The 16731-nt window shown below is 47.9% G+C and carries 13 protein-coding genes; 4 read left to right on the top strand and 9 right to left on the bottom strand.

The window, feature by feature from the left end; genetic code table 11:
• Positions 1 to 4: 4 nt before the first annotated feature.
• The 6 genes from G395_RS0118615 to G395_RS0118590 all read right to left on the bottom strand — a co-directional run bounded on the left by G395_RS0118615 (position 5) and on the right by G395_RS0118590 (position 6346).
• On the bottom strand, positions 5 to 634 hold the full coding sequence (locus G395_RS0118615) for a DUF2291 domain-containing protein (RefSeq protein WP_026631440.1): 630 nt from the start codon (positions 632 to 634) through the stop codon (positions 5 to 7).
• A gap of 2 nt (positions 635 to 636) precedes the next feature.
• Positions 637 to 1584: a D-ribose ABC transporter substrate-binding protein gene (locus G395_RS0118610; protein ID WP_026631439.1), complete on the bottom strand. Its 948-nt coding sequence runs from the start codon at positions 1582 to 1584 to the stop codon at positions 637 to 639.
• Positions 1585 to 1596: 12 nt separating this feature from the next.
• Positions 1597 to 3006 carry a DUF1593 domain-containing protein gene (locus tag G395_RS0118605; RefSeq protein ID WP_026631438.1) on the bottom strand — a complete coding sequence of 470 codons (1410 nt, stop codon included), beginning with the start codon at positions 3004 to 3006 and terminating at the stop codon, positions 1597 to 1599.
• Between the two features lie 84 nt (positions 3007 to 3090).
• Positions 3091 to 4065 (bottom strand): transketolase family protein, encoded by a 975-nt coding sequence (locus tag G395_RS0118600; RefSeq protein ID WP_051350246.1) that lies wholly within the window; start codon positions 4063 to 4065, stop codon positions 3091 to 3093.
• A gap of 21 nt (positions 4066 to 4086) precedes the next feature.
• Positions 4087 to 4920, bottom strand: a complete 834-nt coding sequence (locus G395_RS0118595) for a transketolase (protein WP_026631436.1) — start codon at positions 4918 to 4920, stop codon at positions 4087 to 4089.
• 13 nt (positions 4921 to 4933) lie between these two features.
• A complete protein-coding gene (locus G395_RS0118590; protein WP_026631435.1) occupies positions 4934 to 6346 on the bottom strand; it encodes an L-fucose/L-arabinose isomerase family protein in 1413 nt (470 codons plus the stop codon).
• A 64-nt stretch (positions 6347 to 6410) separates the two neighbouring features.
• On the opposite strand from G395_RS0118590, the gene G395_RS0118585 reads away from it, so the two are divergent.
• A complete protein-coding gene (locus G395_RS0118585) occupies positions 6411 to 7007 on the top strand; it encodes a hypothetical protein (protein ID WP_026631434.1) in 597 nt (198 codons plus the stop codon).
• Here G395_RS0118585 and G395_RS0118580 read toward each other — a convergent pair.
• Positions 6994 to 7761: a DeoR/GlpR family DNA-binding transcription regulator gene (locus G395_RS0118580; RefSeq protein ID WP_026631433.1), complete on the bottom strand. Its 768-nt coding sequence runs from the start codon at positions 7759 to 7761 to the stop codon at positions 6994 to 6996. The genes G395_RS0118585 and G395_RS0118580 overlap by 14 nt on opposite strands.
• Before the next feature lie 221 nt (positions 7762 to 7982).
• Between G395_RS0118580 and G395_RS0118575 the strand changes: the two genes are divergently transcribed.
• The 3 genes from G395_RS0118575 to G395_RS0118565 are packed head-to-tail and all read left to right on the top strand — an operon-like array spanning position 7983 to position 12503.
• Positions 7983 to 9764, top strand: a complete 1782-nt coding sequence (locus G395_RS0118575) for a PA14 domain-containing protein (RefSeq protein ID WP_026631432.1) — start codon at positions 7983 to 7985, stop codon at positions 9762 to 9764.
• Positions 9758 to 11707: a plastocyanin/azurin family copper-binding protein gene (locus tag G395_RS0118570; RefSeq protein WP_026631431.1), complete on the top strand. Its 1950-nt coding sequence runs from the start codon at positions 9758 to 9760 to the stop codon at positions 11705 to 11707. Before G395_RS0118575 ends, G395_RS0118570 begins: the two co-directional genes overlap by 7 nt.
• 43 nt (positions 11708 to 11750) lie before the next feature.
• Positions 11751 to 12503, top strand: a complete 753-nt coding sequence (locus G395_RS0118565; protein ID WP_026631430.1) for a 3-keto-disaccharide hydrolase — start codon at positions 11751 to 11753, stop codon at positions 12501 to 12503.
• 21 nt (positions 12504 to 12524) lie between these two features.
• On the opposite strand, the gene G395_RS0118560 is transcribed toward G395_RS0118565, so the two are convergent.
• Together G395_RS0118560 and G395_RS0118555 are read right to left on the bottom strand one after the other, a co-directional pair.
• Complete coding sequence (locus G395_RS0118560; RefSeq protein ID WP_026631429.1) at positions 12525 to 15275, bottom strand: alpha-d-galacturonidase; 2751 nt, start codon at positions 15273 to 15275, stop codon at positions 12525 to 12527.
• Positions 15272 to 16708: an alpha-L-fucosidase gene (locus G395_RS0118555; protein ID WP_026631428.1), complete on the bottom strand. Its 1437-nt coding sequence runs from the start codon at positions 16706 to 16708 to the stop codon at positions 15272 to 15274. Before G395_RS0118555 ends, G395_RS0118560 begins: the two co-directional genes overlap by 4 nt.
• Positions 16709 to 16731: the final 23 nt, after the last annotated feature.

Raw genomic sequence — 16731 nt, 5'->3', positions numbered from 1 at the left:
TGGTTTACAATTCCTTTATTGTCAAGCTGATGGGAATAATTTCAATGTTATTTAGCTTCAAATGTTCCTGATTCAGCTCGATAGCCCCGGCAAACTCGACGACATCGCCTTTCCTGACTTTGGATTTAAATGGCGGGATTACTTTTTCCCGGATAATCTTATTTATCTCCGCCGAAACATTATTGAAATCCATGGAGTTTGAGAATTCATTGATATCGATCGTCCCGGAAGCATCGCGCACGGCATTACCAAACACATATTCAGTGGCAAGCCGCATTTCAGGCTTTTCGTTTTCAGATTCCAGCCTGATAAGCACCTGGTTTTCCTGCACTTCCGTCACTTTTCCGGAGCCTTTAATAAGGAAATATTTGATGTTACCGATGCCCAAGGCATGCGCATGATCTTTGAAAGCCTTGTTCTTATCGGTCCGTAAAAGCGACAAAAGCTGGCCAGCTTCCACCGAGTTCGTCAGTGCGGGCGTCAGTTTTTTTGACCAGAATTCTTCCGCATAACTGGCAGCATTGAATGTGGCCGTTCCCGCTTTTACGTCATCCAGCTTTTTGAAATACACAGAATGATAAGCCAGGAAAGCCACAACCAGCAGGAACACACCATATCGGACCATTTTATTCATTGCTATTCCTTTTTGCCGTAGGCGGCGTAATTTTCAATGTTATCCTTCACCACCAGCTCCACAGCCACAGGCATTTTCCTTGGAAAATCGCGCTTACCTTTGAAATATTCGTCAGCAAAATTGGCGGCCGTCTGGGCCATTACCTCGGGAAACTGCATGCCCGTCGCCAGGATTTTTCCATCCTTGATAGAATTGACAACATCTTCGGCACCATCAAACCCGAAAACTTTCACCTTATCCGATTTTCCGGCAGCGACGAGGGCCTGATAAGCGCCCATAGCCATGGCATCGTTGCCACAAAAGACCGCATCAATGTCGGGATGAGCCTGTAAAATCGATTCGAGGACTTCCATCGCTTTGTTTCTGTCGAAATCGGCGCTTTGCTGGGCCACCATTTTCAAATCGGGATAATGGTCCACCACGCTGTGAAAGCCCTTGGAGCGGTTCCAGGTGTTGTTATCGCCCACCATGCCAAGAATCTCGACGTATTTTCCTTTTTTATTCAATGTTTCCACAAAATAACGGGCAATCGCCACGCATCCCGAATAGCTGTCGGATAAAATCTGAGAGGTCGCAGCCTCGTTGGAATTCACTTCCCTGTCCATGCAAAAAACAGGAACGCCCGCTGCTGTGGCATTTTTTACATTCACAATGGAGCCGTCCGCGTCTGTGGGATTGAATAAAATCGCGTCATAACCGCTCGCCATTGCATTTTCGAAATGATCCGTTTCGAGCGATGTATTGTTTTGGGAATCAAAGACCTTTGATTCGTAACCCAATTCCTTCGCTTTCGCCTGCGCCCTTTCCGCCAGAAACACAAACCACGGGTTATTCAATGTAGAAACGACGATCGCCATTTTCTTGGGCTCGTCGGCACCGTTTTTGGATTGGCAGCCCGCCAGCGCAATGATGGCGTAAAATAGAATGCTGAATGTTTTGATCAAACTCATAAACGGCTCCGGTTACTCAGGATAAACTGTTACGATCACACGCTGATAACGCGTCAGCGCCGGAACGCCTTTGTCCGTTACGGCCAGGATAATGTGGATCGTCTCCGGTTTTTCAACCTTAGGAGCCGTAAAAAATGTGTTTTTAGCTTGCCAATTGTTGATTCCCAGCGGGTCTTTCTGATTATAAGAGCCGGGCTCTGGATAGTAGATCCATTGGTAAGTAAGCTCGTTTCCATCCGGATCCTCGGAACCCTCGGCGCTTAATGTTACTTTCTCGCCGGTTTTGGCTTTGATGGCGTTTGCATGCTTCAATGTTGCTTTGGGTGGATGATTTGCTTCTTTGTAAGGTTTGATTGTCCAATCCATCCGCGCTGCAAAATCGTGCTGAAAAGCTTCCCGCCATCTCCATAATGTTGCCTTATTGCTGGTGTGAAACAAGCTGTCAACGCCCTTCACTTCGTCCATGGCATCGGTGTAGATGGGGCGGGTTTCGGGCTCATAAAAATATTTCAGCGTATGCGGCGTGTAGAGTTCATACCGGCCACCCCATCCTCCGTATTCAGGATGTTCGGGATCATTTAAACCGTTGTTAATCAGCCCTAAAAATGAGGGAGTGTCGCCTTCCATCAGGAACTTTGTGAACGGATATTCTGCGCCCAGCGGCCCGTGGTTCCGCACGTTTTCGTCGAGCCAGGGATTGTCCACAATGGTAAAATTGGCGCCTGCGAACCGGCCGTGAAACTTATCACCGCTAATGCCCGACCAGGTTGCATAATGGTAAGCGCCAGCGGCATGGTAGCCAGGACTGCCGACGTAGAACAGATCAGGAAAATTCTTCCGGATCCATGGCCCGGTATCGTCCTGGTCCGAAATGGTGTACATCCGGATTTTGGAGACAAACTTTTTAAGATCTTCAGGCGAGCGCGTCATCTTTACTTTCCAAAGCGCCTGTGCAAGACAATTGGCCCCGCCCCAAACGGGAATCCAGACCGGCCGGTCATCTTTTTTATCAACCACTTTAATGATCCACTCGGAGCCCTCAGAGTCTTTCCCTTTGCCCACCGCATTCAGGCCAAATTCGGGAAAACTGCTTTTGGTAATGCTGAGGAGATATGCTGTTTCGGGAAAACCTTTCTCGTGCAGCAACAGGTTGTTCCTGACTTTGCCATAAGCGTTTATCAACTGTTTGATTTTTTCAGGAGCGATCCGTTTTTGCTGATGTATGGAAGTCGTCGCGATCAATCCTTCCACATCCCAGTGATTGGAATAAGTAAGAAAACGCACCATGGATTGTGTGTCATCAGGTTCATTTTCAATGTCTGTCAAAATCAAAACCCTGTGCTTTTGAGCAGCGGGCTGGGCTTTGGCTAACGAAAACCCGAACATTAAGGCAGATATGGCAATGTATCTTGACAACTTCATAAAAAATTCGCGATTTAGCATATTTGAAAGAAGCGGCTTATTTCCTGACTTATCACGGAAAACTTTACCCCTACCTGATTTTATTTATTCCTCCAAAAGGGTAAGTGCAGCCTGCGTGATACCCTCTTTCGAAATCCCATAATGATTAAAGATCTCCTGCTGGGAGCCTGTAACCGTATATTCATCGGGTATACCCATAATTTTGAAAGGGTTACGGAAGTTATTCTGGAATAAAAATGAAGCGCAAGCCTCTCCTAACCCGCCATACACACTGTGCTCTTCCACAGTAATGATGGGTTTTCCCGAAGCAGCAGTTTCAGCTAACAGATTGTAATCCAAAGGCTTGATCGTGTGCATACTTACAATGGTCGCAGTAAGGTTAAATTCCTGTTCGAGGTTTTGTGCTGCGGCGCAGGCATGTTCTACGGTTTCACCCGTGGCAACGATCGTGAGGTCGCTTCCCACACGGATTATGCGGCCTTTTCCAAATTCAAATGATTTTTCGGCAGACAGTAAAGGCATTGATTTTTTGCCAAAACGGATGTAAACCGGCAGGTCGGTTTCTGCTGCGAGTTTGACGGCCTGTTCCGCTTCAAAATTGTCCGCCGGGGCCACGATCATGAGGTTATGAATGGTCCTTAACACGGCAAAATCGTGCAAACTGTGGTGCGTAGAGCCTAATGCCCCATAACTCACACCGGCACTGATGCCCACGAGCGTTACGGGATTATTGGAATAAGCAACGTCATTTTTGATCTGTTCCAAAGCGCGGGCTGTGAGAAAACAAGCTGGCGAAACTGCAAACACCTTTTTTCCAGTCGAGGCAATGCCGGCCGCGACTCCTACAAGATTTTGCTCCGCAATGCCAACCTCAATGATCTGCTCCGGGAATTTCTGGCCAAAAGGAACAAGTTTCCCCGACCCGCGCGAGTCGCTGGTTACGACGATAATGTCCTTGTCCGTCTCTGCCAGCAGCTGCAAAACACCGGAAAAAACTTCCAGGTTGGTCTGTTGCGCAACCGCAATGTTGTCAATAGTCGCATCCACCGTGCTATCCATTTTGATTATCAATCTCTTATTTTAAGCCGAAGCCAGCGTTTCTCCATACAAATCGAGTTCCTGCACGGCATCCGCGTACTGCTTGGGGTCTGGAACGCCATGGTGCCATTTGAGCTGATTTTCCATGAAACTGATGCCCTTACCCTTTACCGTATGTGCAATGATGAGGCTTGGCTTGCCCTTTACAAAAGGCAGCGCATCAAATGCCTCTGTCAATTGTTTGATATCATGCCCATCCACATGCCGCACTTCCCAGCCAAAAGCCTCAAATTTTTTATCGACCGGGTCGGTATTCAGCACATCGGCCGTCGGCCCCGAGATTTGCAATGTATTTTTATCCAAAATCGCGCACAGGTTATCGAGCTTATAGTGCGCTGCCGACAATGCTGCCTCCCAGTTCGAACCTTCGGGCAGTTCGCCGTCGCCCAAAACCGTGAAAACGCGGTAATCTTTTTTATCCAGTTTCCCGGCAATCGCAGTGCCTACGCTCAGCGAAAGTCCATGGCCCAACGCACCCGTATTTTGCTCAACGCCATGCACTTTGCGCGTGGGATGTCCGATGTAATGCGATTGATATTGGCAAAGTGTTTCCAGATCGGATTCCGGAAAAAAGCCCCGGGAAGCCAGCACAACATATAATGCTTCCACGGTATGCCCTTTGCTTTGAATGTAACGGTCGCGGTCGGGAGAAGTGAAATTGGTTGCGTCCACCTGCATCGTGTGGTTGTAAAGCACATTCAGGATATCAATACACGACAGGCTGCCGCCGGTGTGCCCGGCTTTGGCCTGGTAAATGTATTTGAGGATTTTCTTCCGGTACTCCACCGATTTCTGCGCTAACTCCTTTTCCGACATGGTTCCTTGACTACTAATTATCAAAAAGCTGCACTTCCCAGCCCATATAATTGCCTAATGCTTCTTTGAGAATGCCTGCTGTTTTGGATGCGTTCATCACCACATGGTGTTCAAAACCATTGCGGCAGATGTATTGCATTAAATTTTGCAGGTTCGGGATTTCGGCTACGGCCCGGTTACCAAATGTTTTTAATGTATCATCTGTTAGCCGGCCCTCACCAATATATGCCTTCATCACGCCGCGCGGATCGTCCGTACTGATGCGCCCGAATGTAAGTGGCATAGCAGGCGTGCGCCCCGACAATGCGCCATATGTATTTTCCTCTCCCACAGACGTTCCTAAAATCGGCGCGGTGCTGATCTCAATATCCGGCAGGAAGGATTTGGCCCAGTTTCCGCAGTGGAAAAGCACGCACTTATTATCGTCATCTGCGTAATTGTTATTCCAATCTACGAGTGCGCTCGGCGAGCCGGATGCAAGTTGCAGCGCGTACATGCTCAATGTTCCGGTTACATCCACTTCACAGCCGCTCGGGAGCATATTTTCGCTCATAATGCTCATGCTCGTACACACGTTGCAGCCATAATTTTTCTGCACCGAAGTCCAGCACTGGATGGCCGTTGCGTCCAGCGCATTTTCCTGCATAAAATCCGACAGCACCACATCGAGCTTTGCCATCTGGATCAATGCTTCATTGGGCGTCAGGCCCGTAGAAGCATAGTCCCGGATTCGCTGCAAACGCTGCTGCACGCTTGCATCCTGAGCAGTGAGCTTGTTGGCATTACCCAAAATCTCCGAGAGGTCGACCGTCACAACGGAAATACCGTTTCTTTGCAGTATTTTCTCGCTGTAACGGACGGTGTTGAATCCTCCGGGACGTGCTCCGATAGCGCCGATACGAACATTGCGCAAACCCTTGGTAACACGGCAAACGGCCGTAAAATCCAAAAGGTCTTTCACAAAAGTGGGATCCGACGGATGCACCACATGCTTGGTGGTCAGCGTATATTTGATGCCAAATTGATATAAATTATTACAAGCAGAAATCTTCCCGCACCAGGAATCCCGGCGCCGGGCCACGTCGAGCTTATCCAGGTCGTCGGGATAGCCTTGCACCAGCACCGGCACATTGAGTTCGGCCAGTTTTAATGTTTCTGCAATGCCTCTTTCGTCACCGAAATTGGGCAGAACGACGAGTACGCCGATGATTTCGTCCCGGTGTCTTCTGAACAATGCTGCACACTTTTGCGCATCCTGGAATGTCTCGACGCCCCCAAGTTTGGTATCCTCGGTATCGAGCATAATGCTGTTGATCTTCAATTTCGCCAACAGATCAATAATCTCCACACGTGCCTCCGCGACCAGCCTGTCCGGGAAAAAATCCCTGTTCCCTATGATGACCCCTATACTTCCTTTTTCGCTCATTTTGATTTTTTTGCTATTTCCTTCCACAGGTTGAAACCTGGGGCCAGGAAATTTTTTGCCCCTGATGGGGCTTTCCTTTTTTCTTTATCTCTCGATCCCCGGGTTAAAACCCGGGGCCATTTTATTGATCAGCCCGATGGGCTTTTTTATTTACAACTGGCAACCAGAGCCCATCGGGCTGAATCATATATTGGCCCCAGCTTTCAACCTGGGGATCATAGGGGCCAGGATATCTTTTGCCCCTGATGGGGCTTTTCTTTTTCATTTATCTTTTTGGCCCCGGGTTGAAACCCGTGGCAATTTTATTGATCAGCCCGATGGGCTTTTTTATTTCCAACTGGCAACCAAAGCCCATCGGGCTGAATCATATATTGGCCCCAGCTTTCAACCTGGGGATCATAGGGGCAGGATATTTTTTGCCCCTGACAGAGCTTTTCTTTTTCCTTTAACTTTTGGCCCCGGGTTGAAACCCGGGGCCATTTTATTGGTCAGCCCGATGGGCTTTCTTACCTATAACTGGCAACCAAAGCCCATCGGGCTGAATCATATATTGGCCCCAGGTTTCAACCTGGGGATAATAGGGGCCAGGAAATTTTTTGCCTCTGTTGGGGCTTTTCTTTTTCTGTATCTGGGAGCCAGAATGTTCTTTATCCAGCTATGATTAATTCAATTTCGTTGTCGTGAAAAAGCTGTTTGTGTTTTTCTTCGATTCCTGCGTCGGTGATTACATAGTCTATCAGGGACAGGGCTCCTAAACTTGCGAAAGCGCTTTTGCCTACTTTGGTGGAATCTGCTACCAGGTAAGTTGTGTCAGCCGCGTCAATCATGGCCTTTTTTACTACTAAATCACTGATACTAGGGTAAGTAAGCCCTGATTTTAGTGATAAACCGGCAGTGGCCAAAAACAACTTCTGCACATTGAGCCCTTTGAAAAAATCTGCGGCCTTCTGCCCTGTAAGCGACAATGTTGGCGGCTTGAACTCGCCTCCTGTCATGATCACTTCTATCCCCGTCTCTGCGCCGAGCAGCAATGCAATGTTCAATGCATTGGTAATCACGGTCAGATGCCGGTTGCTGCCTCTCAGCTTTTTGGCTATTTCCGTCGTTGTTGAGCCGGAATCCAGGATAATGGTGTCGCCATTAGCAATGTACTCCATGCACTTCGCCGCGATCACTTCTTTTTTATCCAGATGTTCCTGGTTAGCCAGTGAAAAGTTGCGGACCTGGTCTTCTACATTCTTCAAAAAAGCCCCGCCGTGTTCTTTGGTAACCAGCCCATCCTTTTCCAGCTTGTCCAGATCCTGCCGGATCGTCACTTCGGTCACCTTGAAAAGTTTGGCCAAGTCAATCACTTTCGCCGAGCCGTCCTCTTTAAGCAATTCCAGTATTTTGTCCCTTCTCTGATTTGCGAGCATTATGTTATAGTTTGTAGTCCTTATGGTTTTTACCTAAAAATAGAAGGAAAACAATTAAGTAATCATATCGGAACAGAAAATAAACATAAAGACTGCACAAATAGATAGGTTTTACATATCAAAAGCAAATTTGCGAAAATAAAAGAAAATAAAAAATAATAACAGAAAATAAAATACTATAATTGTAATACTATTTCATGGTAAGTGAATACAAGACCTCAATGATGCCTATCCCAATATTCGCCAAAAAGCTCCTGTCAGCGTTTTTGATTTTATACGCACCGCTCGCCTTCGCGCAATCCGACATGCAAAGCCTTCCATTCGATACAGTAAGGCTGGATAATCTGGAACAATTCGGTAGTCCGGGCAACCAAACCTGGCATATCGCGGGCAATGTGTCCGCCGACCGGAAGCAAACAGGAAACCTTGCTGAGACGAAGGGAAGGGGAATTTTGGTTTATAAACCTTTGAAACAGAATCGTCCACTCACCAGCAAAGCAAAGTTTGGTAATGCGGATATTGAGCTGGATTTCCTTTTGTCTAAGGGCGCATCTTTCCAAATTCTGCTGCATGATCGCTATGGCATTAAAATCACAAATGACTGGATGACGGAAGTCAATCCCGGAGCCAAAGCGCCTGGCCTATGGCAACATTTAACGATTCATTTCCAAGCACCGGTTTTGGATAAAAATGGAAGAGAAACGCAACTGGCAGGCTTCAAGAAGATCTTGCTGAATGGCCAGAAATTTGTTAATGAAACTGAAAAACAGCACATTAACACGCCTAAGCAAAGCTTAAATCAATCCTTAACATTCATAGGAAATGAGCTGCCCTTCGCGATCAGGAACATTCGATATAAAACCTATGACGAGGATCTGATCCGTATATCAGATACGAAATTCAAAGTCTATCAAGGCCTGCACAAAAATCCTGACACGCTGGCATCGCTGCAACACAAACGCACCGGTACGACGGACACCCTTTCACATTTGGTTGGCGACCGCAAATCACAGCTGGCAATGGAAGGCATAATGGACATTCCGCGCGACGGAGATTATCTGTTCAAAATGATCGCTGGCGGCGGCGCATGGTTTTACCTGGATGGAAAACGGATCATTGATAATAAAGGAACGCGGGATTTTGAGCGTGCTTTTTATGCCAAATATCCGCTGAAAAAGGGAAAATACCCATTCAAAATCATTTACTCCAATTCGGACGAATGCCTCGTGCTGCATTATGAAGGCCCGCAAATTCCCTGGCAATCGCTTACCACACCGGCTTCCATGCGTGTGAGCGAACGCTTTGAACCGCTGGAATATGAAGTCAGAAACAAGCCTGCGATCCAACGCGGATTTATGATGTATCGCAATGAAATCAATCCTTACACGGCCTCCGTCGGCATTCCGGCCTCGACTTCCGCAAAGGAAAAGAGCGGGAACAATTATGCGTACGATATGAAGCGTTATAATGTGCTGGCGGCGTGGCACGGACGGTTTATTGATGTTTCCAATATGTGGACGGAACGCGGTGAAAAGCAACTCGAAATCCCGCTCGGCGCCAAACTCGAACTGGCCCAAAAACCCCTCCTAGCCTCATTAATCTCTTCGGAAGCGCCCTGGCCAGATTCAGCACAAACAGCGGAAGGCGTTTTCACAAATCGCGGCTATAAGCTGACTAACAATGGATTACCAATTTATTTTTATACACTAAATGGGACCACTGTTGAAGATCTTATCCATATAGGCAATGATAATGCAGGATTAACGAGAGAAATAAAAACAGCTTCAAAACCCGGAACGACTGCCTATATCTTGCTGGCCGAAGGAAGTGTGATCGAGCAGACAAATGGCGGCGGATATGCCGTGGATGATAAAAGTTATTACATAGAAAATCTCGAAACGGGAGGCGTGAAGCCGATTCTCCGGCGCGATGATGGCCGCCAGCAAGTCATTCTGCCGGTTCAAAAAGATACACTTACGATTAAGTATGATATAATATGGTAAGGTGCGCAATCATTGCATTCTTGTTCATCTGCGCGGTGAATGCTTTTGCTCAGAATGTTTCGGAAAATGAAAGTAAATTTTACAAAATATCGACAGTGCCTGTGCCCGACAGCATTATGCTGGAAGTAGGCGGACTGGCATTCACGGATGATGACAAACTCGGAGTGGCCACAAGGCGCGGCGAGATCTGGGTGATTGACGACCCTTATCAGAAAAGAAGCCGGACACCCCGTTATTCGCTCTTCGCCAGCGGTTTGCACGAGCCGCTTTGGCTTGCCTACAAGAAGGGCGCTTTTTACACTACGCAGCGCTCCGAGCTCACCAAAATGTCGGACAGCAACGGTGATGGCCTGGCGGATCTTTATCAAACCGTTTACTCCTGGCCGATCTCGGGAAACTATCATGAATATTCGTACGGCCCGTTGATCCTGCCGAACGGCGAAATGTTGGTGACGCTTAATCTAAGTTGGGTTGGCCGCGGCGAAAGCCTTACCAAATGGCGCGGATGGATGCTCAAAATTACAGAAGATGGCAAAATGACGCCCTTTGCCACGGGTATGCGCTCGCCAGCAGCGTTCGGGCTGAATGCTTCCGGGGATATTTTCGTGGCGGAAAACCAGGGCGACTGGATCGGCTCAGGCCGCATCACGCACCTGAACGCAGGCGATTTCGCTGGGCATCCGGCAGGCCTGAAATGGGCATCGGAACCAGGTTCACCCATTGATTTGGAACGCTCCTCTTTTACCGATTCCATTGGCATTATGTACGATTATGCGCAGGGGAAACCGCATTTCAAAGTGCCGAGCATTTGGTTTCCGCACACGGTGATGGGCATTTCCACTTCCGCGATCGTGTCCATGGATTCGGAAGAAGCCGGGCCTTTCAGAGGACAGTTGCTAATTGGTGACCAAGGGCATAGCAGAATTATGCGTGCCTTTTTGGAAAAAGTGAATGGTGAATATCAGGGAGCCTGCTTTCCGTTTCGCGAGGGTTTTGCTTCTGGTATTTTGCGCATGGCCTGGGGGAGCGATCATTCCTTGTTTGTTGGCATGACAAGCCGCGGATGGGCGTCCACCGGGAAAGAGCTGTTTGGTTTACAAAGATTAATTTTTCCAAAACAATTCCCATTGGAAATCAAGGCAATGCGCATTACTACAACCGGTTTTGAACTTGAATTTACCAAACCGGTAGACAAAGCGATTGCTGGTGCCACAGAGCATTATAAAATGACCGGTTTTACTTACAGTTATGATAAAAAATACGGCAGCCCGGTTATCAATTCAGGAAGTTGCCATGTAAAAAAAGCGGAAGTTTCAGAAGATGGGACAAAGGTAAAACTGACCGTTAACGGGCTGCGTGCAGGCTATATTCATGAGTTAAAAATTGCAAACCTGGCGACACAGGAAGGCGAAAAGTTGCTGCATCCCGAGGCCTATTACACCATTAATGCATTCCCTGAAGGCACGAGCCACACGCATCATGCCGTGGCACATACACAAGCACACGCATCAGCGACCGGCTGCGGAACCGACCCCACCAAATCCATTCACGGGCAGCCCGCAGAATGGAAAACGGGAGCTGATGTGACGATCAATATGGCCACCAAGCCGGGGTTGAAGTTTGACAAAGAAATCCTGGAAGTGAAGGCAGGCAGTAAGGTAAAGCTGGTGTTCAACAACAATGATGATATGCTTCATAATCTGGTAGTTACCGCACCTGGGAAAGGCGAAGAAGTGGGTCAGCTTGCCATGGATATGGGCCTCAACGGCACCAATGCCGGCTACATCCCGGACACCAAATCCGTCCTCTTCCACACCTGCCTCATCCAACCCGAAACCTCCCAAACCATCTACTTCACCGCCCCAAAACCAGGCGACTACCCATTCATATGCAGCTTCCCCGGGCATTCGTTCGTGATGAAAGGGGTTATGAAGGTGCGATGAAATGCATTTCTCATCAAGTCTTGCCCCTTTTTGTAACACTAATATGAAACATCAACAAATTTCTGCAATCCTACTTCTAAATCTGCTGCTGACCGTGGTAGCGTATGCCCAAACCCTCCCACCCGCTTCCGCCACGGAAGACTGGTCCGCGAAACCGCCGGTTGTGGTGCCTGGGGCCGGGGATTTGCCGCCTTCGGATGCAGTTGTGTTATTTGGTGGGAAGCAGGATTTGGACCAGTGGGTGCATCTGGATGGGTTGGCGGTAAAATGGGAGGTTAATGCTGAGGGAATGACGATCGTTCCTAAGACAACAGACATTCAGACGAAGCGGAAATTTGGGAATGGGCAGGTCCATGTTGAATGGAAGACGCCAGATCCCAAAGAAGATAAAGGCATGAACCGGGGCAATAGCGGTGTGTTTCTGATGGGACTTTACGAATTACAGATCTACGAATCCTACAATTACGAAACACGGATCTATTACAACGGACAGGCCGGAAGCGTTTACAAACAGCACATTCCGCTGGCAAACGCGGCACGTAAACCGCAGGCCTGGCAAAGCTTTGACATTATTTTCACTGCGCCGGTTTTCAATGCAGACAAGACATTGAAAACACCGGCATATATGACAGTTCTGCACAACAATGTGCTGATCCTCAATCATGTGGAATTGAAAGGCCCGATGGTTTACCAGGGCTATCCCAAATACGAATACCACGAATCGAAGCTGCCATTGCGGTTGCAGGAACATGGCAGCCGCGTGAGTTTCCGGAACATTTGGATCCGGGAATTTTAAGCAGCTAACTTGTCGATAATCTTATTCAAACAGCCAGTCCAATTTGGTTGAAGCGTTCGCTTTTGCGTCGTTCTGCACTGCTTTTAGATCCTGATTAGCCTCAATAAATCCAAGTATCAGAACCCTTCCCGGGCCTAAAATAAGTGTATTTTCTCCTGCCGGAAACTGGTAACTGTGCACATTCACTTCCGGCAGGTCCGATAGCTTTACAGCATTGGCAATGCGGACCTCAGCTTCACCGCGATCATTCGCGCTGGCGTCGGTTTCCAGGTTAGGCGCTGCCAAAAACCTTTTGTCCTTATCCTGGAAATATCCTACAAGCACGTCAACCGGCTTGTCATTCGTAAACGCAATCCGCGTCTGCTTACTTTCCTGGTCCTGCGCTGAAAACTGAATTCCCTGCAATGGCTGCAAAGCTTGCGCTATTTCGGAAATTGTGGTAGCGCGATCCGAGAATACTTTCTGTCCGATTTCCCAGCTGATCCGTTTCAGACTTGTGTCTTTCAATGTGACGTCGGCGACTTGGAGCATTGCTTGTGCTGCCGCTGAGACATTTGTGCCAGCGCGTAACTTCGAAACGTTGCTCTTGAAATGTTCCAATTCCTGTTGGTAATAGGGCAGCAATTCCACCCACGTTTTATTTTTGCCATCGTCCCCGCCAACTGGCACGCGTCGCTGGGCAGTTTGCATGCTGTTAGCATACAAATATGTATTTTTAGTAAGATCGGCGAGACGTTGGAAATGTGCTACACTTTTTTCCAGGTATGGAATCGCGTTTTTAAGATCAGTAACATCATTGGAATTTTGATATCTCAAAACTAACGCTGCGGCTTTCACTTTTTCAGCAAAAAAATCGGCTAGCGCCTGATTACAATACATATCATTTTGCACGCGTGCGAACTCTTCCTTGTTTTTACTCACATGCGCCGCTGCTTTTTCAACGGCCGCAACGGCTAACTTTCCGTGCTCCGCTACTTCGTCAATGATCTGCACCGGCGTTTCCCCCACATGCTTTTCTCCACGCGATTCCTTCTGAACATATTCTGTAAGCGTTTCACCCTCAGGACCATCGGAATTATAAAGCTCTGGCCATACCCTGTATTTTTTCGGGTTTACGAGCTGACTCATGGTCATGCCCAATGTAAGCGTCTGGCGGTTCCCGTTTGTGATCCCGAACCTCCGCAGCAACTTGGGCGCGATTTCGCCTGCCTGCTCATAGGCTTCCAACACCTCTTTTCCGTGATTATTTATCCCAAAATCATCCCCTAATTGTTTGGTCCAATAGGCAATTTCTTCATTCCGGTCGCGGCGGCAATTCCATGCGTAACGCGCCCAGGCTTTGTACCAAACCCAATCGCGGTCCATTTGAAGCTGGCGCGGTGTAACATTGTCCGCTGAAAAAGGCCAGTCCCAATAGGATGCTTCGGGATACAAATGCAGTCCGTTGGCACCGTGAACGTCGTGCATCGCCTGGACACTTTTTTGAATAAAATCAGCAGAACCATACCGAAAAGGCTCTAAATTGGCCAGAATGTGCACATTATCAATGTGTGTGGAACCGAGCTCGCTCATTTCCCGGTGCATTTTCGCCCATGGCCCGCGGGGCTGGTAAGTCGTTAAAGCCTCGCCGTTGTATTTATTCATAGTGTACAAATTCTTGTAAAGCGGCAGTGCGGCTCTCATCACGAGCTGCGGGTTCGTATCATGCCCGCGGAGGACAATCGGCGGCTGTACTGCGTGCTGTGACAAACCATCCTTTACACCTGGAATGATGGTTTTTGTGAACCATTCCACATCCGTATCATCCCCGTCCATGGCCTCGCCAAGCGTGATGAGTAAGCCAACATTCGGATACTTTTCAACAAAAGCGGCGATGGATTTTCGGGTGTAATCGGCGATTAGTGGTGTAATAGGACGCTTTCTGTCCTGCGTTTTGATCCCGTGCTTGTCGGCAAATGGTTTTGAGACAATGATATTATAAAACATCTGGATCACCCAAATCCCACGCTTGTCGGCTTCCTGGGTGAGGAAACTGAAAATCTCTTCATTTTTGCGAAATGTCTCATCGTCCACCTCAACCGCGTAGGGATAGTCTTTCAGCTTGACCAATGAAGCAAAAGGATGTCCATTCCAAAGATAAAGTGAGTTCATCCGGTTCTCGACAAGCATATCCAGATACTTGATCCATAGCGCCTTATCGTAAAACCAAGGGAAATTCTCAGGCGTGTAAGGATATTCATACACCGTGCGACCAGTAAGATAAACGGGCTTTTGAATGCCGATGCAAGTCCCGCGCAACACCATTTCAGGCTGGTCAGAAATCGCCAGGTTTTCCGGAATATTGCCTTCATTTTTTATCCGCTCAGCCAGTTCCAGACAAGCATACAAAGCACCCGAGGCGTCGGAACCGGAAAGGATTACTTTGCTGCCGGACGATAAAATTTGAAAGCCTTCCTTACCCGGACTTTTCGGCGGAGTCTTAGGCAAATCTTTCATGATCATTTCCAACAATCCATCGCTGGAAATGCCAATGAAAATAGTTTTCACTTTGCCCGAAGGCGGCATTTTGGAAGATTTTGGCAACATGGTCACTGCAAAGCCATTCTGTCTGAGCGCTTCGGATAGTTTCATAGCACCAAACGCTATGCGGTTGCTGACCGGACCAGCCAGATAAATGTTGATCTTTTTACTGCCTGCATCACCGGATTTGACTTGCGCCAGCGATGCAAATGCGAGTAAAAATAACCCGAGCATTAAACTATACTTTTTCATTCCGATTCAATTTTGAAGACATAGGCTAGGTCAGAGGGAACCCTGGTTTTTGCAGGAACTGTGAGTGTCAATCCGCTGGCAGATAGTGTACTTTCGCATTTCACCAGATTTTTCAGACCCAGCAGATGTACGCTTTTCAGCTTCCCGTTAACGCTTTGTGAGGTGAGGTTTTTCAGTTTAACAGCCACATTATCACCCGGCCAGTCCAGGAAAATGGCATAAAGGGTCTTTCCTTTTTTGGTATAATAAACTTTTTGGTTTGCGGCCGTGGTTTCGCCAAAAACACTGAATGGGCGGGTGTTATAAATGGCCTCGCCAAACGACCACATCCAGCGTCCTACTTTATAAACCACTTCTTTCTGGTCGTCCGGAAATGTGCCGTCAGCTTTTGGTGAGAGGTTCAAAAGCATTTGCCCATTCTTGCTGACCACTTCAATCAATGTATGAATGATCTCTTTGGGCTGGCGGATCTCCATGCCCTCGGTGTAGCCCCAGGAGTAAGAAAGGCCCGTTCCAATGGAATAATCGCAGAGCCAGGGCTTTGCTATAATGTTTTTGGGATTTGAATTTTCATGGTCTTCCATACCAACACCGGCGGGAATATCCTCGCCCTTATACGTCACAATGACGTCCTGCTTGCGCTTTTCCGCTTCGTTGAAATAATGTGCAAGATACGTTTGCAGGTTTTTTTGAGGCACTTGTTCGAGCCAGGCGTCATGGTAAATCACGTCGGGATGATATTTGTCGATCAGCTCGTTGCATTTGTCCATCCACATCTGGTCCCATTCTTCCTTCTTCATGGTCGAGCCGTAAAGCTTGGCATATTTCGGATCCGAACCTGCCCAGCCGGGTTTCATTTTTACATTGGTGTAATTCAGTTCGTGGTGCAGGGAGGTGAAAAACTTCATCCCCCGCTGTCGGATCGCCTTTTCCAGCTCACCCACAACATCCCTTTTCGGCCCCATATCTTTTGCGTTGAAAGGCGTAAGGTCGCTGTCCCACATGGCAAATCCATCGTGATGCTCAGCAACGGGGCCGGCAAAACGCGCACCGCCTTTCACAAACAGGTCCGCCCACTCATTCGCATTGAAATGCTCGCCCTTGAACATCGGGATAAAGTCGTGATAATCGAATTTTTCCAAAGGCCCGTAAAGCGCAAGATGCCGCTTATAAGTCCCCAGTTTCGAATAATCCGGGCTGTCGTTATGCATATGCTGAATGTAATGCTCATTATTATAAGCTGGCACTGCATACACACCCCAATGACAATAGATCCCAAACTTCGCATCCCGCATCCACTCCGGTACTTCATTGTGATTTTCAAGCGACTGCCAGTTGGGTTCATAAACTTGCTGCGCCTGAACCTGCTGGCATAGCAAAACGATTAATAAGGAGCAAAAGGCAAGCTTAATATCTGAATTTAGGAATTTCATATTATGAAACAATGTTTTTATTT

It is taken from the genome of Dyadobacter alkalitolerans DSM 23607, assembly GCF_000428845.1.
GTDB lineage: Bacteria > Bacteroidota > Bacteroidia > Cytophagales > Spirosomataceae > Dyadobacter > Dyadobacter alkalitolerans.
The sequence above is the reverse complement of the archived record's forward strand: the minus strand, read 5'-3'. Positions and strand labels throughout refer to the sequence as shown.